The following is a 24584-nucleotide window of genomic DNA, read 5'->3' as shown; positions in this document are numbered from 1 at the left end:
CCCCCGTCGCCCGGCCCCGCGCGATCCGCGTGCGGTTCGCGCACCCCATCCCCGCCCCCGCGGCCCTGCGATGTACGGTCAGCTGACAACCGGACGACCTGCAGGAAGGCCCGCGACCGTGTCATCGGGTTCCGACACCACCGCCGCCACCGCGCGCGGCACCGCGGCCGACGGCCCGGTGCCGGCCGGCACCGACGCCCGTCCCGGCCGGGCCCGCCGGCTGGTCGCCCTGGCCCGTCGCGAAGCGCTGCGCACCGCCCTCGCGGCGGTCGCCGGTCTCGCCCTCGGCCTGGCCTTCCCGCCCTACGGCCTGTGGCCGCTGTCGCTGGTCGCGGTCGCCGCGCTGGCGCTGCTGACCCGCGGCCGGCGGGCCCGCCAGGGCGCCTGGACCGGCTTCGCGTTCGGGCTGCCGTTCTTCCTGCTGCTGCTGAAGTGGCTGCACGTGGTCGGCTGGGACGCGGTGGTCGGCCTGTCCGTCGCCGAGTCGCTGTTCGTCGTGGTGCTGGGGGCGGGGCTGGCGCTCACCTCGCGGCTGCCCGGCTGGCCGCTGTGGGGCGCGTGCCTGTGGGTCGCCCAGGAGTGGGCCCGGGACCGGCTGCCGTTCGGCGGTTTCCCGTGGGGCCGGTTGGCCTTCGCCAACACCGGTTCGCCGTTCACCCCGCTCGCCGCGCTCGGCGGGGCACCGCTGGTGACCTTCGCGGTCGCGCTGGCCGGTGGGCTGCTGGCGGCCTGTGCGGTCGCCCTGTGGGGGCTGCGCCGGGGCGGCGGCGCGCGCGGCGCGGTGCGCACGCTGGAGGCGTTCGGGCTGGCCGCCGCCGTCACCCTGGCCGGCCTGGCCGTCCCGGTGCCCACCAAGGCCGACGACACCGTGCGGATCGCCGTGGTGCAGGGCAACGTCCAGCGGCCCGGGATGGACTTCCTGGGCCGCCCGATGCAGATCCTGGACAACCACGCCACCGCCACCGAGAAGCTCGCCGACGACGTCCGGCACCACCGCGTGCCCAAGCCGGACCTGGTCATCTGGCCGGAGAACTCCTCCGACCTGGACCCCTTCCAGTTCCCGCAGGCGTACGACCGGATAGACGAGGCGGTGAAGGCGATCGGCGTGCCGGTCCTCGTCGGCGCCCTGGTCGACCACCCGACCAAGCCGGGCTACGTCTTCAACGAGGGCATCGTCTGGGACCCCAAGACCGGCCCGGGCGCCTCGTACACCAAGCAGCACCCGGTGCCGTTCGGCGAGTACGTGCCGTTCCGGGAGCAGCTCAGCAAGATCATCACCCGCTTCAAGCGGGTGCCCCGCGACTTCTACCCGGGCGACCACACCGGCCTGCTGAAGGTCGGCCCGGCCAAGCTCGGCGACGTCATCTGCTTCGAGGTCGCCTACGACGAGATCGTCCACGACACCGTCCGGTCGGGAGCCCGGGCCTTGGTCATCCAGACCAACAACGCCACCTACGGGCGCACCGGTCAGCCCGAGCAGCAGCTGGCGATGTCCAAGCTGCGGGCCGTCGAGCACGGCCGGGCCGTGGTCACCGCGGCCACCAGCGGGATCAGCGCGGTGGTCGCCCCCGACGGGACCGTTACGCACCAGATTCCCGAATTCACCCAGGGTGTGGTCTCGGCCCGCATCCCCCTGCGCGACGAAACGACGCTCGCTGACCGCGTTGGCGCGGCTCCCGAGTGGGTGCTCGCTATCGTGGGCCTGATGTCCTGCGGGGCCGCCGTCATCGCCGGCCGTCGCAGGCGTACGAAGGACGAGAAGGGGCAGCAGTGACAGACGGTCAGCGGCAGTACGGTCCGCTCGGCAGCACGTTGGTGATCATTCCGACGTACAACGAGGCGGAGAACATCGAGCCGATCGTCTCGCGGGTGCGGTCCGCCGTCCCCGAGGCGCACGTCCTGATCGCGGACGACAACAGTCCGGACGGCACCGGCAAGCTCGCCGACGCGCTGGCCGCCACGGACGACCAGGTCCACGTCCTGCACCGCAAGGGCAAGGAGGGGCTGGGCGCCGCCTACCTCGCCGGCTTCCAATGGGGCATCGACAACGGCCACGACGTCCTGGTCGAGATGGACGCCGACGGCTCCCACCAGCCCGAGGAACTGCCCCGGCTGCTCACCGCCCTCAAGGGCGCCGACCTGGTGCTCGGCTCGCGCTGGGTGCCCGGCGGCCGCGTGGTGAACTGGCCGAAGTACCGCGAGGTCCTCTCCCGCGGCGGCAGCACCTACTCCCGCGTCATGCTGGACGTCCCGATCCGCGACGTCACCGGCGGCTTCCGCGCCTTCCGGGTGGCGACGCTGCAGGGCCTGGGCCTGGACGAGGTGGCCTCCCAGGGCTACTGCTTCCAGGTCGACCTGGCCCGGCGCGCGGTCCAGGCCGGATACCACGTCGTCGAGGTCCCGATCACCTTCGTCGACCGCGAGCTGGGCGACAGCAAGATGAGCCGCGACATCGTCGTGGAGGCGCTCTGGCGGATCACCGCCTGGGGCGTCGGTTCCAAGGTGAGCAAGATCCGCGGTCGCTGACTCGCCACCGGATCGGGCCAGGCACACTGGTGGCATGACGTTCGGAGCCACGCCACCGCCGCCGAGTCCCCGCCCGCCCCGTTCGCGCATCCGCCGGTTCGCCCCGTTGGGCGTCGTCGCGTGGATGGTGCTGGAGATCTGGCTGCTGACGGTGGTCGCCGGCGCCACCAACGGCCTGACGGTCTTCCTCCTGCTGCTCGCCGGCGTGCTCGTCGGTGGTGCGGTGATCAAGCGGGCCGGCCGCCGCGCCTGGCGCAACCTCACCGGCGCCCTGCAGACCACCGGCGCCCCCCAAGCCCCCCGCGAGACCAACTCCGCCGGCACCGGCAACACCCTCCCGATGATCGGCGGGCTGCTGCTGATGGTGCCCGGCCTGGTCTCGGACGTGCTCGGGCTGCTCTGCCTGTTCCCGCCGACGGGGCGGCTGGTCCTGCGCCGCGCGGACAAGCTGCTGAACCGTCCGGGCTTCGCGCCCGGGACCTTCGGCGACGCCTACCAGCAGGCCCGCATGCACCGCCCGGACGGCCAAGTCGTCCAGGGCGAGGTGATCGACCCCGACGGGCCGCCGGCCCCCCGCCGCCAGGACCCGCCGCTCACCCGCTGACACCCGCACCCGGAACCAACCGCACCGGCCCGGATCGGACGCCTGTGGCGTCCGATCCGGGCCGGTGCGGGGTCTTGTGCGAGCACGGCAAGGGCCGGTGCCACCGTCAGTGCGGTGACACCGGCCCTTGTGTGCCGTTCGGTCCGCCCGTCAGGCGGACTTGCGATTGGTGTCGCGCGGATGCACGGCAATGTTCATGGTGCCGGAGCGCAGGACGGCCAGCCGTTCGGCCAGCACCTCCTCCAACTCCTCGCGGGTGCGCCGCTCCATGAGCATGTCCCAGTGCGTACGCGCGGGCTTGCCCTTCTTCTCCTCAGGACCATCCCCATCCACCAGGAGGGAGGGTGCACCGCAAACCTTGCACTCCCACTCCGGCGGAATCTCGGCCTCAACCGAGAACGGCATCTCAAAACGATGTCCGTTCTGGCATGCGTACTCCACCGCCTGGCGCGGGGCCAGGTCGATGCCGCGGTCGGTCTCGTAGCTGGTCACCACGAGGCGCGTGCCGCGGAGAGCTCGCTCACTCATGAATCGTGCCTCCCGGGCTTGTCGCCCACAGGACAGGTGTCGCTGTCGTCGTCATCCGGTCAACGTCCGGTCGGCGGTGAAGATTCCCGTTCATCGGGACATACGTCGCCTGCGTCGCCCGTCGTGCCGCCCCTTGTTGTACCCACCAACGCCCGGTTTGTCACATCTGGCAGCAGATGTCACCCAGCGCCTCAAGGAGTTGAGCGCGCAGTAACGGTCCGCCTGGTGAGCCAAAGGCGTACACTACCGCCCCGCACCCTCAAGGGCTAAATCCGGTCAGGTACCGGATTGCCGGCCGCCGCGATCGCCCGCCGCACCGGCACCCGCGCCAGCAGCACGAAACCGAGCGCGAAGAACGCCACCAGGGACACGATCGCGTCCCGGTAGCTCCCGGTCAGCTGGTACGCCACCCCGAACACCAGCGGCCCCAGCCAGCTCACCCCACGGTCGCTCATCTCGTACGCGGAAAAATACTCCGCTTCCTTGCCGCGCGGGATCAGATGGGAGAAGAGCGAGCGGGACAGCGCCTGGCTGCCGCCCAGCACCAGCCCGATCGCGGCCGCCAGCGCGAAGAACCACACCGGTGCCCGCGCGGGCAGGAAGTACCCCGCGGCGATCGTCAGCGTCCAGGCCACCAGCGAGGCCAGGATGGTCCGCCGGGCGCCGTACGTCCGGGCCAGCCGCCCCATCAGCAGGGCGCCCGTGGCGGCCAGCACCTGCACCAGCAGGACCGCCACGATCAGCGTGGTCTGGTCCAGCCCCAGTTCCTCGGAGCCGAAGACGGACGCCTGGGTGATCACGGTCTGGATGCCGTCGTTGTAGACGAGGTAGGCGAGGAGGAAGGCGAGCGTCAGCGGGTGCCGCCGCATGTCGCGCAGGGTCTCCCGCAGCTGGTGCCGCCCCGTGCCCGCGCCGGGCGTCGGCCGGTCGCGCAGCCGCCGCAGCGGGATCAGCGCGAAGCAGCCCCACCACAGTCCCGCCGTCGCCAGGCAGATCCGCACCGCGGTGCCCTGGGAGACCCCGACGGCGTCGTGGCCGGCGTACAGCGCCAGGTCGAGGACGAGGACCAGCGAACCGGCCGCGTAGCCGAAGGCCCAACCGCGCGAGGAGACCGCGTCGCGCTCGTCCGGGCCGGCGATCTGCGGCAGGTAGGAGTTGTAGAGCATCATCGCGACCACGAACGAGGCGTTGGAGACGATCAGCAGCGCGCCGCCCAGCAGGTAGCGGTCGCCGCCCAGGAAGAACAGCCCCGTGGTCGCCGCCGCCCCCGTGTAGGCGCAGCACCCCAGCAGGGGCTTCTTGCGGCCGGTCCGGTCCACCAGTGCGCTGGCCGCCGGCATCGCCAGTACTGACAGCAACAGGGACGCCGAGACCGTGTACGCGAAGAACGAGCCCGCCCGGACCGGCAGGCCCAACGGGTGCACGAAGCCCTCGGCGTCCGCCGCGGCCTTCGCCACCGACGTCAGGTACGGCCCGAGGAAGACCGTCAGCACGCTGGTCGAGTAGACGCTGATCGCCCAGTCGTAGAAGTACCAGCCGCGCTGCTCCCGCCGGCGCGCGGCCCGTGCCGCCTCCGCCGCGGCCCCGGCCACCGTCTGTGTGTCCTGCACCCGTACCCCCGTCGTCCGTTCCCGTCCTCGCGCGGCGACGGGAAGGGCGGAGGGGCGCGCGCCGAGACCCAGCACCCCCGCTCGGTCCGCGCCGCGCAGCGTTTCCCCGTGGTCGATCGGTGACGGTCGCCGGCGCGCGGCCCGCGGGCCGTACCGACGACCCCACCGGGACCGATCGAGGAAGAGCGGGACGGGCCGGCGCGACCGTCTGGCCGCCCGAACGGCGCCCGCCGCCACTGCTGTTCCCCCGCCGCTCCCCGTCGATCCTGGAGAGGGGAGACGATACGGCGCCCGATCGGCGGCGTCACCTCCGAGCAGGCGTCCGCCCGGGGGGCACGCGGCCCGCGCACCGCGTCGTCGGGGCGCCGTCGGGCCGGTGGGCCCCGGAATCAGGGGACCCAGCGTCCCCGCTCGGTCAGTACGGTGCGCAGGGTCTCCAGGTCGTCGGTCATGAGGCCGTCCACGCCGAGGTCGAGCAGGGCCCGCATCCGCTCCGCGTCGTTGACCGTCCAGACGTGGACCTGCATGCCCAGGGCGTGCGCGGCGCGCAGGAAGAGCGGGTCGACGACGCGGATCCCGAACTGGCGCTCGGGCACCTGGACGCAGACCGCGCTGCGCCGCACCGCCGCGCCCAGCAGCCGGTCCAGCGGCACTGCGCCGCGTCCGTAGGAGCTAAGCCGCAGGCCGGCCACCCCGCGGGTGCCCAGCGAGCTGGCCATCCGGCCGCCGGCGAGCCGTTGCGCCCGGGCCACCCGGGCCTCGGAGAACGAGCCGACGCAGACCCGGTCCCAGGCGTCGGTGCGCCGCAGCAGGGCCAGCAGCGGCTCCAGCGCGCCCGCCGCCTTCAGGTCGACGTTCCAGCGGGCCTCGGGGAACTCCGCCAGCAGCTCTTCGAACAGTGGCAGCGGCTCGCGGCCGGCGACCCGGGCCGCGCGGACCTCCCGCCAGGGCAGGGACGCGATGGCGCCCCGGGAATCGGTGACCCGGTCCAGGGTCGCGTCGTGGAAGGCGACCAGCGCGCCGTCCGACGTGGCGTGGACGTCGGTCTCCAGGTAGCGGTAGCCGAGGCCGACCGCGCGGCGGAAGGCGGTGGCGGTGTTCTCCAGGCCGTCCGCGGTTCCGCCCCGGTGGGCGAAGGGCAGCGGGCCGGGGTGGTCGAGGTAGGGGTGGCGGGGACGTATCGCAGGGGTCACTTCGGCAGTATCGCGCGCTGGGGTGACGGCTCGGGCGAGCGGGCCACCAGCGTGGACGGCCGCTCCGCCAGCCCCTCGATCGCGAACCGGCGGAGGAAGAACTGCGCCAGCGGCCCGATGGCCAGGGCGTACACCACCGTGCCGACGCCGAGGGAGCCGCCGAGCGCGAAGCCGACGCCGAGCACGGTCACCTCGATGCAGGTCCGCACCAGCCGGACGGGGCGGCCGGTGCGCCGGTGCAGTCCGGTCATCAGCCCGTCGCGCGGCCCCGCGCCGAAGCGGGCGGTGAGGTACAGGCCGGTCGCGGCGCCGTTGAGCAGGACCGCGGTCGCCAGCAGCGGCACGCGGACCGCGAGCGGGCCCACCGTGGGGACCACCGCGAGCGTGCCGTCCATGACGAGCCCCAGGATCACCACGTTCGAGACCGTGCCCAGGCCGGGGCGCTGCCGCAGCGGGATCCACAGCAGCAGGATCAGCGCCCCGGAGAGGATCGTGACGGTGCCGATCGACAGTCCCGTGTGTCGGGATATGCCCTGGTTGAACACGCTCCACGGTTCCAGTCCCAGTCCGGCGCGGACCATCAGCCCCATGCTCACGCCGTACAGCACGAGCCCCACGTAGAGCTGCGCGAGCCGGCGCGGCAGGTGTGGCCGCCTGGTACCGGACCTCCGAGTGATGGACACGTCTTTTCCCCCTCCTGGCAAAATTGGACTGGTGCGTGTCACCATGTGGCATGTTCGGGCTCTGGATGTAGAGCCAATTCGGGGAAGGTGGACTGATCTTCATGGCGCAGTGGACTTCCGCGGTGGGCGCGCCCCAACTCGCCCGCCTGCTCCGGTCGCAGGACCCGCGGGCCGCCGAACTCTCCGCCGGCGGGCGGAAGTTGCCCGCCTACCGCAGTCTCGCCGACGGCGTCCGCCGGCTCGTCCTCGAAGGCCGGGTGCCGGTCGCCGCCCGGCTCCCCGCCGAACGCGAGTTGGCCACCGCGTTCGGCGTCAGCCGCACCACCGTCGCCGCCGCCTACGAGGCGCTGCGCACCGAGGGGTTCTTGGAGTCCCGGCGCGGTTCGGGCAGCTGGACCGCCGTCCCGGCGGGCAGCCCGCTGCCCACTCGCGGCCTGGAACCGCTCCCGCCGGAGGCCGCGGGATCGATGATCGACCTCGGCTGCGCCGCCCTGCCGGCCCCCGAGCCCTGGCTCACCCGCGCCGTCCAGGGCGCCATGGCCGACCTGCCGCTCTACGCCCACACCCACGGCGACTACCCGGCCGGCCTGCCCGTGCTGCGCCAGGCCCTCGCCGACCGCTACACCGCCCGCGGCATCCCCACCATGCCCGAGCAGATCATGGTCACCACCGGCGCGATGGGCGCCGTCGCCGCGATCTGTCGGCTGTGCACCGGGCCGGGGGAGCGGGTGGCCGTCGACTCGCCCTCGTACGCCAACATCCTCCAGCTGATGCGGGACGCCGGCGCCCGGCTCGTCCCGGTGGCCCTCGGCGAGCGGCTGACGGGCTGGGACGTCCCGGCCTGGCGCCAGGTCATGCGGGACGCCGCGCCCCGGATGGCCTACGTCGTCGCCGACTTCCACAACCCCACCGGCAGCCTCGCCACCGAGGACCAGCGCCGCCGGCTCGTGGACGCCGCCCGGTCGGCCGGCACCCTGCTGGTCGTCGACGAGACCATGGCCGAGATCGTGCTCGATCCGGACACCGAACTGCCGCGTCCGGTCTGCGGGTTCGACCCCGCCGGCAGTGCGGTGATCACCGTCGGGTCGGCCAGCAAGGCGTTCTGGGCCGGGATGCGGATCGGCTGGGTGCGGGCCGCGCCCGACATCATCCGCAGCCTGGTGGCCGCCCGCGCCTACTCCGACCTCGGCTCGCCGGTCCTCGAACAGCTCGCGATCGCCTCCCTGTTGGAGGGGGGCGGTTGGGAGGAGGCCGTCCGGATCCGCCGCGAGCAGGCCCGGGAGAACCGCGACGCGATCGTCGAGGCGCTCCACCGGCACCTGCCCGACTGGGAGTTCAGCGTCCCGCGCGGCGGCCTGACGCTGTGGGCCCGCACGGGCGGGCTGTCCGGCTCCCGGATCGCGGAGGCGGGGGAGCGGTTGGGGGTCCGGGTGCCGTCGGGCCCGCGGTTCGGCGTGGACGGCGCCTTCGAGGGCTTCGTACGGCTGCCGTTCACCGTCAGCGGTGCGGTCGCCGACGAGGCCGCGGTCCGGCTGGCCAGGGCGGCGCAGCTGGTGGCGACCGGGGCGTCGGTGGAGACGGAGTCGCCGCAGGCGTTCGTGGCCTGAGCCCGGGGAACCGGCGCGGTGGCCTGAAGGTCCGTCAGATGCGGCCCGCGGTGCGACGTCAGGGCGTGGTGCGCCGGCCGCCCACGGACGCGGCGCCGTCGTCGTCAGCGTCCGGATGCTTCGCGAGGGACACCGGTCCGGGGCCGCCGGCGGCCGGCCGCGCGTCGTCCTGCGCGGCGCCGGTCCGCTCCGGCAGCAGCGCCAGGACCGCCCGCCGGTGCGCCTCCCCGGTGGCCTCGTCGTACGGGTCGGGGGTGGCCGGCACCTGGAGGCGCAGCACCGGGCCGGTGCCGAGCCGGGCGTAGCCGCGGCCCGGCGGCACCTGCCCGAGCGGCGTGGTGTGCGGCGGCACACCCAGCACCGCCCGCACCTCCTCGGCCGTGGCCGGTCCGAGCACGACCCGCGCCTTGGTGTGCGCCCGCACCGGGTCGCTCAGCAGCTCGGCGGTCTCGAACTGGTCGGCCGCCGCCACCGTCACCCCGGCCGCCCGGCCGTGCCGCAGCGGCACCTGGAGCAGGCGCTGGGGGTCGTCCCGGCCTTCCACCGCCGCCAGGTGGGACAGCGCCGTCAGGCGGTCCGCGACGATCCACAGCGGCCGCCGGGAGTCCGCCGGCGCGGTGCGGCCGGCCTGCTGCGCCCGGTTGGCGGCGACCAGCCGCCGCTCGGTCTCGTGCGCGGCCCACTCCAACGCCGCCAGCACACCGGTCAGTTGGCTCTCCACGGCGAGCACCCCGCGCCGTCCCACCAGGCACCCGAACTCGCCGGTGCCGCCGCCGTCGACCACCAGGACGTCGCCGTGTTGCAGTGCCTGGAGCGCGAGCGAGCGCAGCAGCGTCGTCCCGCCGGCGCCCGGCTGCCCCAGGGCCAGCAGATGCGGTTCGGTGGAGCGCCGGCCGGTGCGCCACACCACCGGCGGTTCGTCCCGGGGCACCTTCCCGCAGACCACCGGCAGCGTCCGCTGCACGGAGGCGGCGTCGGTGAAGCCGAGCACCGTCTCGCCCGGGGACGTCACGAAGCGCTGCGCCGCGAGGTCCGTCGGCAGCGGCCCGAGCGCCGTCAGCACCAGCTGGTTGGCCTCCTCGTCCCAGTCGAAGCGGTACTCCCGGCCGCGGCCGGACTTGGCGTGCAGCAGCTGCTCGACGGCGGTCCGCGCGCCGTCGTCGCCGTCCGGGAAGTACGCCGGGTACTTCAGGTGCAGCCGCGCCGGCCGCCCGTCGTCGTCGAAGGCGTGCTCGCAGAACGCCTGCTGCCAGTCGCCGTCGTGGGAGTACAGGGGCGCGGGATCGCCCTCGGCGAAGAAGTGCGGCACCAGCGCCTCGTAGAGCGCCTGGAGACGCTCGGCCTCCGCCTCGCTCGGGCCGCTGTCCTCCGCCACCGGCGTGCGGTCCCGGCCCAGCCAGGCCGCGGCGGCCGTCACCCCGATCACCGCGAGCAGCGGACCGTACGGCACCAGCGTCACCAGCAGCACCGACCCCGCGGCCAGGAAACCCAGCGGCCCGCGCTGCTCCTTGGAGGTGGCGGCCCAGCGTCCCCGTGCGGCCACCGCGAGCCGGCGCAGGCCCCGGCTGATGGTGATCAGCGGGTGCAGCACGTCGGCCGCGCCGTCGGCCGCGGACCGCGCCAGTTCGCGGCCGCGGGCGATCGGGGCGCTGCCGCTCAGGGGGTTGCCGGTGAGGATGCGGGGCAGGGGGCGCCGGGCCACGGCTGGACTCCTGGTGCTCGTAGGGACGACGGGCCGGATCGGTGCGGGCGAACGGCCGGGACGGGCCGCACGGGTTGCCGGAAACGGAGCGGGCGGGGGCGGTCCCGCCCGCCCGGGCCTACAGCTTGATGCCGCCGAGGAGGCTGGCCAGGCTCGCCCCGCCGGCCTTGATGCTGGGCGCGATGGCCGAGCCCGCGAGGTAGAACCCGAAGAGCGCGCAGATCAGGGCGTGGGACAACTTCAGGCCGTCCTTGCGGAAGAAGAGGAAGACGATGACACCGAGCAGGACGACGCCGGAAATGGACAGAATCATGAGGGTTCTCTCCTGGGTGTGGGGACGGTCTTTGTGAGTTCTTCCAGCCTCACGACCGGTATCAAGCCAAGAAGATCCGCAAACGGAGTATTTATCAGGGAAATCCCTCAAACGGGCCAGCTTTCGGGAAACCGGTCCGCACCCACCCACCGCCCGGCGCCGACGCCCCCCGTCCGACCCGGCACAATCGTGGGGTGTCAAAGCCCAGGAAGCCGTCGAAATCCCCGCAGCGCCGGACCCGGCAGCAGCCGCCCGCACCCGCCGCCGTCACCGAGAACTCGCCCTGCCCGTGCGGCCGCGAGGCGTCCTACGGGCAGTGCTGCGCCCCCTTCCACCAGGGACGGGCCGCGGCCCCGACAGCCGAGCGCCTGATGCGCTCGCGCTACAGCGCCTTCGCCGTCGGCGACACCGCCTACCTGCTGCGCAGCTGGCACTCGACGACCCGCCCGGCCGCCCTCGAACTCGACCCGGCGCAACGCTGGACCGCCCTGGAGATCCTCGCCGCGACCGACGGCAGCGCCTTCCACACCGAGGGCACCGTCACCTTCCGCGCGCACTACGCGGTGCGCGGCCGCGCCGGCAGCCAGGAGGAGCACAGCCGCTTCGTGCGGGAGGACGGCCAGTGGGTCTACCTCGACGCGCTGCCGGCCGCCTGAGCGTCGTCCCGGCCGGTCAGGGCCACTGCTCGGCCTCCGGGTCACCGCCGAGCCGGCCGCGCAGCTGGTCCAGCTCGCGGCGGTCGCGCTTGGTGGGCCGGCCCGCACCGCGGTCGCGGACGGCGACGACCGCGACCTCCTCGCGCGCCGGCACCGGCGGGCTGTGGTCGACGTAGCACTCGACGGCGACCGGGGCGCCCACCCGCTTGCGCACCAGCCGGGTCACCACGACGATGCGCTCCCGGCCGGCCTGCCGCAGCCGCACCTCGTCGCCGGCGCGCAGACCGTGGGCGGGCTTGACCCGCTCGTCGTTGACGCGCACGTGTCCGGCCCGGCACGCCGCCGCGGCCGCCGACCGCGTCTTGGTCAGCCGCACCGACCAGATCCAACTGTCGACCCGGGCGGTGGTCATCCCCTCGTCTGGCGCCATGCCGTGACTCTAGAGGAACGCCGGGCCCGGCCGCGCGGGAGATCCGCGCCCGGGCGCCGGGCATGGTCAGGACGCGCTGGACTTCGTCGTGCGCTTCGCCCGGGACGGCTTCTTGGCCGCGGTCTTCCCGGCTGCGGTCTTCCCGGTCGTGCTCCGGCCGGCCGCGGTCTTCTCGGCGGCCGCCTTCCCGGTGGTCCTCCTGCCGGCGCCGCCCGCCCCGCCGGCGGCCTGCTTCGCGGCGGAGGTGCGCCCCGTCCGCTCGCTGTCGCCCTTCGCCCGGGCCGCGGTCTTCGCGGCGGCCTTCTTACGGGTCGGACCGCGGCCCCGGAGCGGGGTGACGGAAGCGTTGCCGGCGCCCTCCCGGTCGCCGCCCCGGACGGCCCGCACGCTCCGCTCCAACGCCGCCGTCAGGTCGATGACCCGCGCGCCGGGCGCGGCGGAGGCGTCGGGGACCTGCGGGGCGCCACCTTCCCGCTTGGCGGCGACGAGTTCCTCCACCGCCTCGCGGTAGTCGTCGTGGAGCTCGGCCGGGTCCAGCTCGCCCAGCGCGTCCATCAGCGTCTCGGCCAGCTTCATCTCGTTCTCGCGGACCGTGACGGCCTCCGGTGCGACGCCGTCCGCGGAGCGGATCTGGTCCGGCCAGAGCAGGGTGTGCATCAGCAGCGCCCCGTCGTGCGCCCGCAGCATGGCGAGGGTCTCCCGGCCGCGCATCGCCACCTTGCCGATCGCCACCTTCGCGTGGTGCTCCAGCGCCTCCCGGAGCAGGGCGTAGGGCTTGGTGGCGGCGGTGCCGTTGGGGCCGAGGTAGTACGCCTTGTCCAGTTGGAGCGGGTCGATCTCGGCGGGGTCCACGAAGGAGAGGATCGACAGCGTCTTGGCGGTCGGCATCGGCAGGCGGGACAGGTCCTCGTCGGTGATCGGCACCACCGCGTCGTCGCCGGGCGGCTGGTAGCCCTTGCCCACGTCCTCGTTCGGCACCTCCCGGCCGTCCAGCTCGCAGATCTTGCGGTACTGGATCGGGGCGCCGTCCTTCTCGTGGAGGCGGACGAAGGAGACCGACGAGGTGCGGTCCGTGGCGCTGTAGGTCTTCACCGGGATGGTGACCAGGCCGAACGATATGGACCCGTTCCAGATAGCTCGCATGGTGCGCACCTCATGTGGGATTCTTCATGGTATGTCGCCGATCACCGTCGTGGAGGGGCGGCGCCTCTCGCTGACGAACCTGGACAAGGTCCTCTATCCCGAGACCGGCACCACCAAGGGTGAGGTGCTGCACTACTGCACCACCACCGCGGACGCGCTGCTGCCGCACCTCCACGACCGTCCGGTGTCCTTCCTGCGCTACCCCGACGGGCCGGACGGCCAGCGCTTCTTCACCAAGAACGTGCCGCCCGGCGCGCCCTCCTGGGTGACGAGCTGCGAGGTCCCCCATTCGAGGTCGGGGCCGGCCCGGCAGGTGCTCGTCCAGGACCTCCCCTCGCTGGTCTGGGCCGCCAACCTCGTCGTCGAACTGCACACCCCGCAATGGACCTGCGGCGCGCCGGGCGTCGCCGACCGGCTGGTCTTCGACCTGGATCCGGGCGCCCCCGCCACGATCGTGGAGTGCTGCACCGCCGCCCGGTGGTTGCGCGACCGGCTGGCGGCGGACGGCCTCGACGCCTACGCCAAGACCAGCGGCTCCAAGGGGCTGCACGTCGTCGTGCCCATCGAGCCCACCGCCGCCGACCGCACCACCGCCTACGCCCGGACGCTGGCGGTCGAGGCCGGCGTCGCGCTCGGCGAGCTGGTCACGCACAAGATGACCCGGGCGCTGCGGCCCGGCAAGGTCTTCATCGACTTCTCGCAGAACGCCGCGGCCAAGACCACCGCGACCGCCTACACGCTGCGGGCCCGCCCCCTGCCGACCGTGTCCACCCCGGTCACCTGGGACGAGGTCGCCGCCTGCACGGAGCCGGGGCAACTCACCTTCCTCTTCGGCGAGATCGCCGGTCGCCGCGCGCGCTACGGGGACCTGCACGCACCGCTGCTCGGCGCGGCCCGGGCCCGCCCGGTACCGCGCGGCGCCCGCCGGCCCGCGTAGGAGTCCGGGGTCCGCGGTCGACGAACGCCGCACGTCCCGGGGTTACCGCGGCGGACGGACCGGCGCGGGAGGCGTGCGCGGTGCGGTGCTGACGGTGCGTCGCACCGTACGGGAGCGCTGGGCCGCCCCGGCCGGTCGGCGGGCGGCTTGCGCCGGCGGTGCGGCCGGGAACCGTATGGAGTAGGCCAACCGGCGCGCGGCCCGCGGCGTTCTTAGCGTGGCCACATGTCGACAGCGACCTGGTCCCCCGTCAGAGCCCTGACCGCAGCAGCCGTCTGCACCGCGAGCATGCTGGCCCTGTGCGGCCCGGTGGTCGCCGACGGCCCCAACGGCGTCGACGACCTGCGCGGCGCGCCACCGGCCCCGGCCGAGCACCTGCTCGACGAGCGCGGCGTGCAGTTCCTGCCCCGCCCGGGGGTCTCCGCGCCACCCCGGGTCTCGGCTCTGTCCTGGGTGGTGACGGACCTGGGCACCCACCGGATCCTCGCGTCCAAGGACGCCCACCGCCCGCTGCCGCCGGCCAGCACCCTCAAGACGCTGTTCGCGCTGACCCTGCTGCCGCGGTTCGCCCAGGGGACGGTGCGCACCGTCTCCTCCGCCGACCTGGCCGGCATCGAGGCCGGCAGCTCGCTCGCCGGCGTGAAGGAGGACATGCCGTACCGCGTCGCCGACCTGTGGCGCGGCGTCTTCCTCAGCTCCGGCAGCGACGCGGTGCACGCCCTCGCGGCCATGAACGGCGGCTGGGGGAAGACCGTCGACGACATGCAGGCGACCGCGGACCGCCTGGGCGCGCGGGACACCAGGGTCGAATCCGCCGACGGCTTCGACACGCCCGGCCAGGTCTCCTCCGCCTACGACCTCTCGCTCTTCGGCCAGGCCGGGCTGACCAACCGGGACTTCGCCGGTTTCGCGGCCACCAAGACCGCCCGGTTCCCGGAGGACGGCGGCCCGGACGCGGGCGGCCTCCAGAACACCAACCGGCTGCTGGTCGGCTCGCACGGCGTGACGCCCTACAACGGCCTGATCGGGGTCAAGAACGGCTACACCAGCCACGCCGGGAACACCCTGGTCGCCGCCGCCCGGCGCGGCCACCGGACCCTGCTGGTCACCGCGATGAACCCGCAGTCCGGTGCCGAGAACGCGGTCTACGAGGAGGCCCGGGCCCTGTTGGACTGGGGGTTCGCCGCCGCGCCGCGGGCCGCGGCGGTCGGTGCGCTGCCCGCCCCGGCCCCCGACCCGAAGGACCCCGGGGCGGCGCAGGCGGCCCACCGCTCCCCGACCACCGCGCTGCACCAGGCCGCGGCGGCACGGACCGGCGGCCGAACGGGCGACGTGGTCCTGTGGTCCTTCTCCGCCGCCGGAGTGATCGCGCTGGCCGGGCTGGGCACCGCGCTGTGGTGGCGCCGACGCCGGCCGGCCGGCCCCGCGGACGGCGGACCGGCTTCCTGACGCACCCCTCCGCGGCATCGCACATCCGTCCGATCGGTCGGGGATGCGGAGGACGCGGTGTGGCCTTGCCCGGTGAAGGATGACGCGTTTGCCATGATTTGTGGTGACTGGTGGGCCCGGTCGGTGTAGCGTCCTGATCAGCTGTCGTGGTTCCGAAGTGCCGGGCGCCCGTGTCGCATTCACGGGCGTTCTTGCTGTCCGGTACGTCTCCGGACCAGGGCGATCACCTCCGGATTCCGCGCGGTGCGGGAGCCGATTCGAGCCCATAGAGCGAAGGAGACGCAACATGGCTTCGGGCACGGTGAAGTGGTTCAACTCGGAAAAGGGCTTCGGCTTCATCGCGCAGGACGACGGCGGCGCCGACGTCTTCGCGCACTACTCCAACATCGACGCGACCGGCTACCGCGAGCTGTTGGAGGGCCAGAAGGTCAGCTTCGAGGTCACGCAGGGTCAGAAGGGCCCGCAGGCGGAGAAGATCCGGGTGCTGACCTCCACGTGAGCACGGCCCCGGCCGCACGGGACGGCGCCCGCCCTCGCGCAGGGGGCGGGCGCCGCCGCACGACGCGCCGCCGCTACGGGTGACGGTCGTTGAGGATCTTCTGGAACAGCCGGTGGTCCCGCCAGGCGCCGTTGATGTGGAGGAACTTCTCCGCGGTGCCGTACGGAGCGAACCCGCAGCCGGTCAGCACCCGCTGCGAGGCGACGTTGTCCACCAGGGTGCCGGCCTCCAGCCGGTGCAGGCCGAGTTCCCGGTCGGCCGCCGCGCACGCCGCCCGCACCGCGGCGACGGCGAGCCCGCGGCGCAGCTGGCCGACGTCGATCCAATAGCCGACGCTGGCGCTGCGCAGCGGGCCGTAGGTGATCTGGGACAGGGTGATCGCACCGACCACGTCCGGCTCCCCTGATCCGTCGTCCGGCTCGCGGACCAGGACCCAGGGCAGCACGCGTCCGGCGTCCCGCTCCGCCAACTGCGCCGCGAGCCGCTCCGCCTGGCCGGCCGGCGTGTAGAAGTCGTCCGGGCGCGGCGGCTCGGTGGGCCGGAGGTGGTCGAGGTTGCGCAGGTAGGACCGGGAGAACCCGGCCGCGTCCGCCAGCTCGGCGGGGCGCATCAGGACGTCGGGGGCGAGCCTGGCGGACGAGGTGATCATCCGGTCAGCCTAATCCCGACCCGTGTCCTCGTCCCGGGTCGGGAAGGGCGAACCGGCGGTGCGCGGGATCACCGCCTCACTGCGGCGGCCGGTCCGTGTCCCGGTCCGTACCGCCCAGCTGCTCCTTGAGCTTGTCCTGCGCGGTGTCGACCTGGCTCTGGTACTTCCCCTGGGTGCGCTCGTCGACGTAGTCGCCGGCCTTGTCGACGCCCTTACCCGCTTGGTCCTCGTGGCCCTTGAGCAGTTCCTTGAGCTTGTCCAGTACGGACATGGATCGTCCTCCTCAGCACGACCCCCCTCCACACCAGCATCACCCCCGAACGGCCGATCTGCATCAGGAGCCGCTGGGAACCGGGGCCTTCAACTGGTCGCTGATGAATTTCATGGAACTGGCGTCCATGCCCTTCTGGTAATCCCAGGCATTGTGCCGGCCACCGGGAATGATCTGGAGCGCGGTGTGTATCGGCCCCTTGCCGTACTTCGCCCGGAAGCGGTGTATCGGATTGAGCACCGCGGCGCCTTCCTTGCTGCCGGCCTGGAACGCGAGGTAGACCTCCGGTCCGCCCTTCTTCAACAGGCCCGCCGCGAGCTTTTCCGGATTGTTGGCGTCCTTCTCCTTCTGGTGGCCCGCCCACATCGGCGAATCCGGCACGATGTCCGGGCCGCTGGCTATCGCCGCCTTGAACTTGTCCGGGTGCTTCAGCACCGACTTCAGGCCCACGAAACCGCCGGAGGACGAACCCATGAAGCCCCAGCCGTCCCGGGAACCGAAGGTGCGGAAATTGGCCTTGACCAGGTCGACGACGTCGTCGGTCAGCCAGGTGCCCATCTTCTGCTGGCCGGGAATGTCACTGCCGTCGTGGTAGCGGGTGTCCGGATTGAGCATCGGCATCACCACGAGGAACGGCAGGCTCTTGCCCTCCGTCGTCCACTTCGTGAGGTTCTCCTGCAATTTGATGTCGCCGCCGACCCAGTAATTGGTCACGCCGTCCTTGTCCTGCGGGCTGCCCAGGCCGCCGGGCAGGGCTATCAGCACCGGAAACCCGCTCTTGGCGTATTTGGCTTCCTGGTATTCCTTCGGGGCCCACACCCAGACGCTGCCGGTGACCCCGGACTTCGCGCCCTTGAGCGTGGTCCTGGCTATGTGGGTGCCGTCGTCCAAGGTGCGGGTGATCCGGAAGTCGCTCTTCGGTCCGGTGGGCATCCGCGTGTCCTGGTCGACGGGTGTGACCGGGGTGGCTGCGCTGCCCGGCGCTCCGGCGTTGAAATCGACCGGGTTGCCGTTCTCCGAGCAGCCGGCGAGCAGGACGGCGCAGGACGCGACGACGACGGCCGTGAACGCGCGGGCGTAAGGGTGTTTCAACGGTGACTCCGCTACTGGACGATCACATGCGAGTGACCATGACGATCAAGTGCAAGTGACCATAAAGAGTCGATTTGACCGCCGGCGGTTCCGTCGTGCGCCCATCGGCCCGTTCGACGGGCAGTCCGCGCCGGTCCGGCTGAGAATGCAGCGGTGACCGATGAACAGCGCAGTGCCGATGACACCGCCCCCCGCGGCGTGCCCGGTGCGCAGGAGCGACGGCTCGCCAGAAGGGCGCTGGCCGGCCGCGCACGGGACGCGGCGGACCTGTCCCTGCTGATGGACATGCTCGGGCTGGACCCCTGTCGGGACCCCGGTCAGCAGGCGCCCGCGGCGGCCGGGCCGCGATCCGGCGGCCGCGGGCGCGGCACCGGCCGGGCCCGGCGGCAGGCGGTCCGTCGCGGCGCCTGCCGCGACGCCCGCAACCCGCCCGCCGACCCCGGCTGAGCCGCCCGGCGCCGCGCCGCCCGCTCAGCCGACCGACCGGCCGTCCGCCGACCGGCGCAGTCGCAGCGTCACGATCTGGAACGGCCGCAACGCCAGCCGCACCGCGTCACCCTGCCGCTCCAGGGCCGGACCGTCCTCGACGGGACGCTCCAGCAGATCCGTGGCGACCGCCTCGACCAGCGAGAACCCGCAGGTCAGGGTGGGGTGGGCGCGTCCGCCGCGAGCCTCGTACAGCCGCACCACCAGATCGCCGCTGCGGTCGTCGGCCAGCTTGACCGCGGTGACCACCACCGCCGCTTCGTCCACCGAGACCAGCGGCGCCACCGCACCGGACCCGGTGACCGTCCGCTCCGGCAGGTTGATCCGGTGCCCCTCGCGCACCGCGTCCCCGATGGTCGCGCCCGGGACCAGCGCGTACCGGAAGCGGTGGGTGCCCTGGTCGGTCTCCGGGTCCGGGAAGCGCGGGGCGCGCAGCAGGGACAGCCGGATCGTCGTCGTCGTGCCGCGCGCGCCCTCGGTCCCGCCCTCCCGGACGGTGCGCGTGACGTCGTGCCCGTAGGTCGCGTCGTTGACCAGTGCCACGCCCCAGTCCGGTTCCGCGGCGTGCACGAACCGGTGCGCGCACGCCTCGAACTTCGCCGCCTCCCAGCTGGTGTTGGTGTGGGTCGGCCGGTACAGGTGCCCGAACTGGGTCTCCGCCGCGTACCGCTCGGCGTGCAGGTCCAGCGGGAACGCGGCCTTGAGGAACTTCTCGCTCTCGTGCCAGTCCACCTCGGTGTCGACGTCCAGCCGCCGGTGTCCACGCGTCAGCGTCAGCGTCTGGACCGCGCGCGATCCGCCGAAGCGCCGCACCACGCGGACCGTCGCGGCGTCCGGCGTCGCCGCGACGAGCGCCACCTCGTCCGCCTCGGTCAGGTCGGTGACCACCTCGCGGTAGAAGGCGTCGACGTCCCAGGCGTCCCACATGTTGGGGAAGTCCGGATGGATCTGCAGCAGGTTCGCCGCCGCGCCGGGGGCGACGGCCTCCCGCCCGGCGCTCACGTCGTACGCCGAGACGACCAGGCCCCGCTCGTCGACCTCGATCCGCAGCCGGTCGTGCCGGAGGACGAAGCCGCCGCCCGGGCGCGGTTCGGCGGTCACCGGGGCGCCCTCGCCCACCGGCGGCGCGATCGCCCCCGCCGCCACCCCGGACCGGGCGTGCGGCGCGGAGTTCGCCACCAACCGCCGGTCGCCGGCGCCGGCCAGGGCCGACAGCGCGGCACCGATCAGCTCCTCGAGTTCAGCGGCGACCGCGGCGTAGGTGCGCTCCGCCTCGCGGTGCACCCAGGCGATGGACGAGCCGGGCAGGATGTCGTGGAACTGGTGCAGCAGCACGGTCTTCCAGAGCCGTTCCAACTCCACGTACGGATAACGGAATCCGGTGGTGACGGCGGCGGTCGCCGACCACAGTTCGGCCTCCCGCAACAGGTGTTCGCTGCGGCGGTTGCCGCGTTTGGTGCGGGCCTGACTGGTGAGCGTCCCGCGGTGCAGTTCGAGGTAGAGCTCGCCCACCCACACCGGCGCGTCGGGGTACTCGGCCGCCGCCCGCGCGAAGAAGTCGCCGGGCTTCTCCCACCGCACGGTGGGCGAACCGTCGAGGTTCCCCAGCCGGCGCGCCTTGGCGACCATCTCGCGGGTGGTGCCCCCACCGCCGTCGCCCCAGCCGGTCGGCGCCAGGGAGTGCCGCGCCACGCCCTTCTCCTTGAAGTTCCGTGCGGCATGGGCGAGTTCGGCGCCCGAGAGCTGGCAGTTGTAGGTGTCCACCGGCGGGAAGTGGGTGAAGATCCGGGTGCCGTCGATGCCCTCCCAGCGGAAGGTGTGGTGCGGGAAGGAGTTCACCTGGCTCCAGGAGATCTTCTGCGTCAGCAGCCACTTCGACCCGGCCGCCTTGATGATCTGCGGCAGGCCCGCCGCGAAGCCGAAGGTGTCCGGCAGCCACGCCTCGTCGTTCTCGACCCCGAACTCCTGAAGGAAGAAGCGCTTTCCGTAGACGAACTGACGGGCCATCGCCTCCGAACCGGGCATGTTGGTGTCCGACTCCACCCACATCCCGCCCGCCGGGACGAACCGGCCCTCCGCGACCGCCTGCTTGACCTTGGCGTACACCTCGGGCCGGTGCTCCTTGATCCAGGCGTACTGCTGCGCCTGCGACATGGTGTAGACGAACTCCGGCTCGTCGGCCAGCAGCGCCGTCATGTTCGCCGTCGTCCGGGCCACCTTGCGGACCGTCTCGCGCAGCGGCCACAGCCAGGCGGAGTCGATGTGCGCGTGCCCCACCGCGCTGATCCGGTGCGCGGACGCCGCCGCGGGCGCCGCCAGCACCCCGCTCAGCTGCCCGCGCGCCGCCGCGGCCGTCCCGTTCACGTCCTGGAGGTCGAGCGCGTCCAATGCCCGGCCCACGGCCCGTAGTACCTCCCAGCGCCGCGGGCCGTCCACCGGCAGCTCCGCCATCAGCTCGCCCAGCACCTCCAGGTCCTGGATCAGCTCCCACACCTCGGTGTCGAACACCGCCAGGTCCATCCGCGCCAGCCGGTACTGCGGCTCGCTGCCGGCGGTCTCCCGGTCGCCGAGCGCCGTCGGCCGGAACGGATGGACGTCGAGGATGACCGGGTTGGACGCGGCCTCCAGATGCCACTCGACGCGTTCGCCGCCGCGCACCGGCGCCCCCACCCGCACCCACTGGTTGCGCGGGTTGAGGCCCTTGACCGGCGTCCCGTCCGCCAGGTACACCAGCGCCTCGCACTGGAACCCCGGCATCCGCTCGTCGAACCCCAGGTCCAGCACCGCCTCCACGGTGCGCCCCGCCCACGCCGCCGGCACCGTGCCGCGCACCCGGAACCAGGTCGTCGCCCACGGCGCGCCCCAGGCGTCCCCCACCGCCACCGGGGCGTGCCGGGCGGCCAGCCCCTCGGCGAGGGGAACCGGTTCGCCGGGCGCGACCCAGGCGGCCACCTCCAGCGGCACCGACTCCGGGTACAGGGCGGGCCGGATGCGTTCGTTGAGGACCCGCTTGAGGCGGGCTTCGACCAGTGCGCGATCGTCATGCATGGCGCTGCGGCTCCAGAGGTCGGGGAGAGGGGCGGTGCGGGAGAGCGGGCGAAGGGGGCGCGGGCGAAGGGGGCGCGGTCATCGTGGCGCCACCTCCTCGGGGGTGTACACGTCGGTGATTCCACGAGCCGTCAGATGCCTTGCGTCAGTGGCGAGTTGGGAGAGCACCAGGGTGGGGCGGGCGCCTTGGGCGGCCAGTCGCGCCCAGGCTTCGAAGACCGGACCACCGGGGGCGCACACCGACCGGTGGGGCGCCTCCTCGACGTCCCCGGCGTCCACGACCAGCGCGGTGGAGCGCACCGACGGCCGGTGCGGACTCTCCCGCCACCGCGCGACCGCCTCGGCGAGGGCCCGCCCCACCGGCTTCACGACCCGGTCCTCGGTGAGCAGACCCAGGCCGTACTCCAACTCGGGGAAGTCCGCCAGCGACCGCGACACGTCGTACGCGCACCACCAGGTGACGCCCCAGACGTCCGGGCAGTCCAAGGCGTTGGCGACGGTCGCCGTGGTGAAGCGGGCCGCGCGGTCCTCGGGGACGTGCGGGGCGGGGGCGCCGACCTCTTGGAGCCACACCGGGCGGTGCGGGTCGAGGGCCCACGCCTTGGACAGCTCGATGAGGTACGCGGCGTGCTGCTCGGTGGCGACGCCGGTCGGCCCGTGCCGCTGCGCGGTCCCGTTGAACACCCAGGAGTGCACCGCGGTCAGCGCGCCGAGCCGGGCGGCGTGCGCGGGGGTGAAGGGGTGCCCGTCCTGGTACCAGGCGGCGTCGTACGCGGCGTGCAGGTGCGCCCGGCCCGGTGCGCCCCGCTCGCAGGCGGCCAGCATCCGGGTGAGCCAGGCCGCCGCCTGCGCGCCGGTGATGCGGTCCGGGTCGGGGTGCGGGGCGTCGGCGAACTGGTTGACCTCGTTGCCGAGGGTCATCCCGAGGAAGTGGGGCCGGTCGGCGAGCGCGGCGGCCAGGGTCCGCAGGTACTCCTCCTGGCCGGCGAGCACCTTTGGGTCGGTGAAGAGGTTGCGGCGGTGCCAGGTCTGCGTCCAGGCGGGCAGGAAGTCGAAGCTGGACAGGTGGCCCTGGAGGCCGTCCACCGCGACGTCCAGCCCGCGTTCGGCCGCCGCGTCGGCCAGTTGCACCAGGTGCTCGACGGCGCGCGGTCGGATCAGCGTGCGGTTGGGCTGGAACAGCGGCCACAGCGGGAAGACGCGGACGTGGTCCAGCCCGAGGGCGGCCAGTGCGTCCAGGTCCGCGCGCACCGCGTCCGGGTCGAAGTCCAACCAGTGGTGGAACCAGCCCTGACTGGGGGTGTAGTTGACGCCGAAGCGGATCCGGCGCGGTTCGTGGGGTACCGGCATGAACGGTCCCGTCCTTCCGGGTGGGGTGGCATCAGCCCTTGACGGCGCCCTCTCCGACGCCGCGGAAGAAGTAACGCTGGAGGCAGGCGAACAGCACGATCAGGGGCAGCACGGCGATCACCGAGCCGGCCGCCACCAGGCGCTGGTCGTTCGCGAAGGTGCCGTGCAGGTAGTTCAGACCGACGGTCAGGGTGAACTTCGACTGGTCGCTCAGCACGATCAGCGGCCACAGGAAGTCGTCCCAGGCCCCCATGAACGCGAAGATCGCGACCACCGCGAGGGTGCCCTTGACCGACGGCAACGCGATCCGGACGAACCGCTGCCAGGCATGGGCGCCGTCCACGTACGCCGCCTCCTCGACCTCGTACGGCAGTGCGGCGAAGGCGTTCCGCATCAGCAGCACGTTCATCGCGCCGATGCAGCCGGGCAGCACCACGCCGAGCAGGGTGTCGTTCAACTCTAGCTGACGCATCGTCAGAAATTGGGCGATCATGATGCTTTCGACCGGCACCAGCATCGCCATGACGAACACCACCACGGCGCACCGCCGACCGCGGAACCGCAGCCGGGCCAGCGCGTACCCGGCCAACGCGGCACCCGCACAGTTGGTCAGCACGTTGGCGACGGCCACCTTGACGGAGTTCAGGGCGAAGTCCCAGACCGGGATCACCCGTCCCACCGCCGCGTAGTTGGCCAGCGTCGGATGCTGCGGCACCAGACTCGGCGGAAAGCGGTACAGGTCCTCGCCCGGGCCCTTGAGGGACGTCGAGAGCTGCCACAGGAACGGGCCGACGGTCAGCGCCAGCACCACGAGCAGCAGCAGGTAGCGGACCACCAGCGGACCCCCGCGCCCGCGCCGCCCGCGCCGCACCGGCCCCGTCATCGGTCCTCCCGACGGTTGGCGCGCAGCACCAGCAACATCAGCCCGAGCGTGAGCACGAACACCACCACCGACAGCGCCGAGGCGTACCCGACCCGGCCGCTGAGACCGGTGCCGGCCTGCTGGACGAGCATCACCAGCGTGGTGTCCTCCCCGCCGGGCCCGCCGGTCGCCCCGGCCATCAGGTACACCTCCGAGAACACCTTGCAGGCGTTGACCGCGGACAGCGCGGCCACCAGCACCATCGTGGAACGCACCGCCGGCACCGTGACGGTCACGAAGCGCCGCACCGGACCGGCCCCGTCCACCGCACACGCCTCGTGCAGCTCCCGCGGCACCTGCGTCAACGCCGCCAGATAAACGATCATGTAGTAGCCGAGGCCCTTCCAGACCGTCACCGCCATCGCGCTGAGCAGCAGCAACCACGGATCGCTGAGGAAACCGACCCGGCCGAACCCCAACACCCCCAACAGCGCGTTGATCAGCCCCCGGTCGTCCAGCAGCCACACCCAGATCAGCCCGACCACCACCACCGAGGCGACCACCGGGAGGTAGAACGCGGCCCGGAAGAAGGCGATCCCCGGCACGCTGCGCCGGACGAGCAACGCCAGCAGCAGCGGCAGCACCACCAGCGGCGGCACCACGCCCAGCACGTACAGCAGGCTGTTGCGCAGCCCCGTCCAGAACATCGGGTCGTGCAGCATCTCCCGGTAGTTGGCGCCGCCGGTGAACTGACCGACCGTCAGTGTCCGGGCATCGGTGAAGGAGTGCGCCACCGTGCTGACGAACGGGTAGAGGCTGAATCCGCCGACCACCAGCAACCCGGGTGCGAGGAACAACCAGGGACTGGTCGGCAGGTGCGGGCGGATCGCCGTACCGCGGCCGCGCTCCCGGGCGTCGCCGCCCGGCGCGGACCTCCGCATCCCCA

24 protein-coding genes are annotated in these 24584 nt (G+C 73.2%); 9 read left to right on the top strand and 15 right to left on the bottom strand.

The window, feature by feature from the left end; all coding sequences use genetic code 11:
• The first annotated feature begins 118 nt into the window (after window positions 1-118).
• The 3 genes from lnt to fxsA are packed head-to-tail and all read left to right on the top strand — an operon-like array spanning window position 119 to window position 3130.
• Entirely contained in the window at window positions 119-1774 is a 1656-nt protein-coding gene (gene lnt, locus ABD385_RS00860; protein ID WP_344572869.1) for an apolipoprotein N-acyltransferase, read from the top strand.
• On the top strand, window positions 1771-2526 hold the full coding sequence (locus ABD385_RS00855; RefSeq protein ID WP_344572868.1) for a polyprenol monophosphomannose synthase: 756 nt from the start codon (window positions 1771-1773) through the stop codon (window positions 2524-2526). Before lnt ends, ABD385_RS00855 begins: the two co-directional genes overlap by 4 nt.
• A gap of 34 nt (window positions 2527-2560) precedes the next feature.
• Window positions 2561-3130: an FxsA family membrane protein gene (gene fxsA, locus ABD385_RS00850; RefSeq protein WP_344572867.1), complete on the top strand. Its 570-nt coding sequence runs from the start codon at window positions 2561-2563 to the stop codon at window positions 3128-3130.
• Between the two features lie 150 nt (window positions 3131-3280).
• On the opposite strand, the gene ABD385_RS00845 is transcribed toward fxsA, so the two are convergent.
• The 4 genes from ABD385_RS00845 to yczE all read right to left on the bottom strand — a co-directional run bounded on the left by ABD385_RS00845 (window position 3281) and on the right by yczE (window position 7189).
• A complete protein-coding gene (locus ABD385_RS00845; RefSeq protein ID WP_006601711.1) occupies window positions 3281-3658 on the bottom strand; it encodes an RNA polymerase-binding protein RbpA in 378 nt (125 codons plus the stop codon).
• Between the two features lie 266 nt (window positions 3659-3924).
• On the bottom strand, window positions 3925-5268 hold the full coding sequence (locus tag ABD385_RS00840; protein WP_344572866.1) for an MFS transporter: 1344 nt from the start codon (window positions 5266-5268) through the stop codon (window positions 3925-3927).
• A 389-nt stretch (window positions 5269-5657) separates the two neighbouring features.
• Window positions 5658-6461, bottom strand: a complete 804-nt coding sequence (locus tag ABD385_RS00835; protein WP_344572865.1) for a glycerophosphodiester phosphodiesterase family protein — start codon at window positions 6459-6461, stop codon at window positions 5658-5660.
• Window positions 6458-7189, bottom strand: a complete 732-nt coding sequence (gene yczE / locus ABD385_RS00830; protein ID WP_425585324.1) for a membrane protein YczE — start codon at window positions 7187-7189, stop codon at window positions 6458-6460. The genes ABD385_RS00835 and yczE overlap by 4 nt, the downstream gene beginning before the upstream one ends.
• A 56-nt stretch (window positions 7190-7245) precedes the next feature.
• On the opposite strand from yczE, the gene ABD385_RS00825 reads away from it, so the two are divergent.
• Complete coding sequence (locus ABD385_RS00825; protein WP_344572863.1) at window positions 7246-8751, top strand: SCO1417 family PLP biosynthesis transcription factor; 1506 nt, start codon at window positions 7246-7248, stop codon at window positions 8749-8751.
• A gap of 58 nt (window positions 8752-8809) precedes the next feature.
• On the opposite strand, the gene ABD385_RS00820 is transcribed toward ABD385_RS00825, so the two are convergent.
• Window positions 8810-10453: a hypothetical protein gene (locus ABD385_RS00820; protein WP_344572862.1), complete on the bottom strand. Its 1644-nt coding sequence runs from the start codon at window positions 10451-10453 to the stop codon at window positions 8810-8812.
• Between the two features lie 118 nt (window positions 10454-10571).
• The gene (locus ABD385_RS00815; RefSeq protein WP_016576341.1) at window positions 10572-10766 is read right to left on the bottom strand and encodes a hypothetical protein; all 195 of its coding nucleotides are present in this window, start codon (window positions 10764-10766) and stop codon (window positions 10572-10574) included.
• 194 nt (window positions 10767-10960) lie between these two features.
• Between ABD385_RS00815 and ABD385_RS00810 the strand changes: the two genes are divergently transcribed.
• The gene (locus tag ABD385_RS00810; RefSeq protein WP_344572861.1) at window positions 10961-11422 is read left to right on the top strand and encodes a YchJ family protein; all 462 of its coding nucleotides are present in this window, start codon (window positions 10961-10963) and stop codon (window positions 11420-11422) included.
• 16 nt (window positions 11423-11438) lie between these two features.
• On the opposite strand, the gene ABD385_RS00805 is transcribed toward ABD385_RS00810, so the two are convergent.
• Complete coding sequence (locus ABD385_RS00805; RefSeq protein WP_344572860.1) at window positions 11439-11852, bottom strand: RNA-binding S4 domain-containing protein; 414 nt, start codon at window positions 11850-11852, stop codon at window positions 11439-11441.
• A gap of 66 nt (window positions 11853-11918) precedes the next feature.
• Entirely contained in the window at window positions 11919-12995 is a 1077-nt protein-coding gene (gene ku, locus ABD385_RS00800) for a non-homologous end joining protein Ku (protein ID WP_344572859.1), read from the bottom strand.
• A gap of 31 nt (window positions 12996-13026) precedes the next feature.
• On the opposite strand from ku, the gene ligD reads away from it, so the two are divergent.
• The 3 genes from ligD (at window position 13027) to ABD385_RS00785 (ending at window position 15880) form a co-directional block, all read left to right on the top strand.
• On the top strand, window positions 13027-13932 hold the full coding sequence (gene ligD / locus ABD385_RS00795; protein ID WP_344572858.1) for a non-homologous end-joining DNA ligase: 906 nt from the start codon (window positions 13027-13029) through the stop codon (window positions 13930-13932).
• A 225-nt stretch (window positions 13933-14157) separates the two neighbouring features.
• Window positions 14158-15381 carry a D-alanyl-D-alanine carboxypeptidase family protein gene (locus ABD385_RS00790; protein ID WP_344572857.1) on the top strand — a complete coding sequence of 408 codons (1224 nt, stop codon included), beginning with the start codon at window positions 14158-14160 and terminating at the stop codon, window positions 15379-15381.
• Window positions 15382-15667: 286 nt separating this feature from the next.
• Entirely contained in the window at window positions 15668-15880 is a 213-nt protein-coding gene (locus ABD385_RS00785; RefSeq protein ID WP_344572856.1) for a cold-shock protein, read from the top strand.
• A gap of 73 nt (window positions 15881-15953) precedes the next feature.
• On the opposite strand, the gene ABD385_RS00780 is transcribed toward ABD385_RS00785, so the two are convergent.
• The 3 genes from ABD385_RS00780 to ABD385_RS00770 form a co-directional block, all read right to left on the bottom strand.
• Window positions 15954-16529: a GNAT family N-acetyltransferase gene (locus ABD385_RS00780; RefSeq protein WP_344572855.1), complete on the bottom strand. Its 576-nt coding sequence runs from the start codon at window positions 16527-16529 to the stop codon at window positions 15954-15956.
• Window positions 16530-16605: 76 nt separating this feature from the next.
• Window positions 16606-16800: an antitoxin gene (locus ABD385_RS00775; protein WP_344572854.1), complete on the bottom strand. Its 195-nt coding sequence runs from the start codon at window positions 16798-16800 to the stop codon at window positions 16606-16608.
• A 63-nt stretch (window positions 16801-16863) separates the two neighbouring features.
• Entirely contained in the window at window positions 16864-17892 is a 1029-nt protein-coding gene (locus ABD385_RS00770; protein WP_344572853.1) for an alpha/beta hydrolase, read from the bottom strand.
• 153 nt (window positions 17893-18045) lie between these two features.
• On the opposite strand from ABD385_RS00770, the gene ABD385_RS00765 reads away from it, so the two are divergent.
• Entirely contained in the window at window positions 18046-18339 is a 294-nt protein-coding gene (locus ABD385_RS00765) for a hypothetical protein (protein ID WP_344572852.1), read from the top strand.
• A 24-nt stretch (window positions 18340-18363) separates the two neighbouring features.
• Here ABD385_RS00765 and ABD385_RS00760 read toward each other — a convergent pair whose 3' ends face one another.
• The 4 genes from ABD385_RS00760 to ABD385_RS00745 all read right to left on the bottom strand — a co-directional run bounded on the left by ABD385_RS00760 (window position 18364) and on the right by ABD385_RS00745 (window position 24579).
• The gene (locus ABD385_RS00760; RefSeq protein ID WP_344572851.1) at window positions 18364-21426 is read right to left on the bottom strand and encodes an alpha-mannosidase; all 3063 of its coding nucleotides are present in this window, start codon (window positions 21424-21426) and stop codon (window positions 18364-18366) included.
• 78 nt (window positions 21427-21504) lie between these two features.
• Window positions 21505-22776, bottom strand: coding sequence for a glycoside hydrolase 5 family protein (locus ABD385_RS00755; protein ID WP_344572850.1), 1272 nt, complete (start codon window positions 22774-22776; stop codon window positions 21505-21507).
• Between the two features lie 31 nt (window positions 22777-22807).
• Complete coding sequence (locus ABD385_RS00750; RefSeq protein ID WP_344572849.1) at window positions 22808-23659, bottom strand: carbohydrate ABC transporter permease; 852 nt, start codon at window positions 23657-23659, stop codon at window positions 22808-22810.
• Window positions 23656-24579 carry a carbohydrate ABC transporter permease gene (locus ABD385_RS00745; protein WP_344572848.1) on the bottom strand — a complete coding sequence of 308 codons (924 nt, stop codon included), beginning with the start codon at window positions 24577-24579 and terminating at the stop codon, window positions 23656-23658. Before ABD385_RS00745 ends, ABD385_RS00750 begins: the two co-directional genes overlap by 4 nt.
• Between the last annotated feature and the right edge of the window lie 5 nt (window positions 24580-24584).

The sequence above is a fragment of the Streptomyces lunalinharesii genome, assembly GCF_039532155.1.
GTDB classification, from domain to species: Bacteria; Actinomycetota; Actinomycetes; order Streptomycetales; family Streptomycetaceae; genus Streptomyces; species Streptomyces lunalinharesii.
Note: the sequence above shows the minus strand (reverse complement) of the source record. Positions and strands in the feature narration are given on the sequence as shown.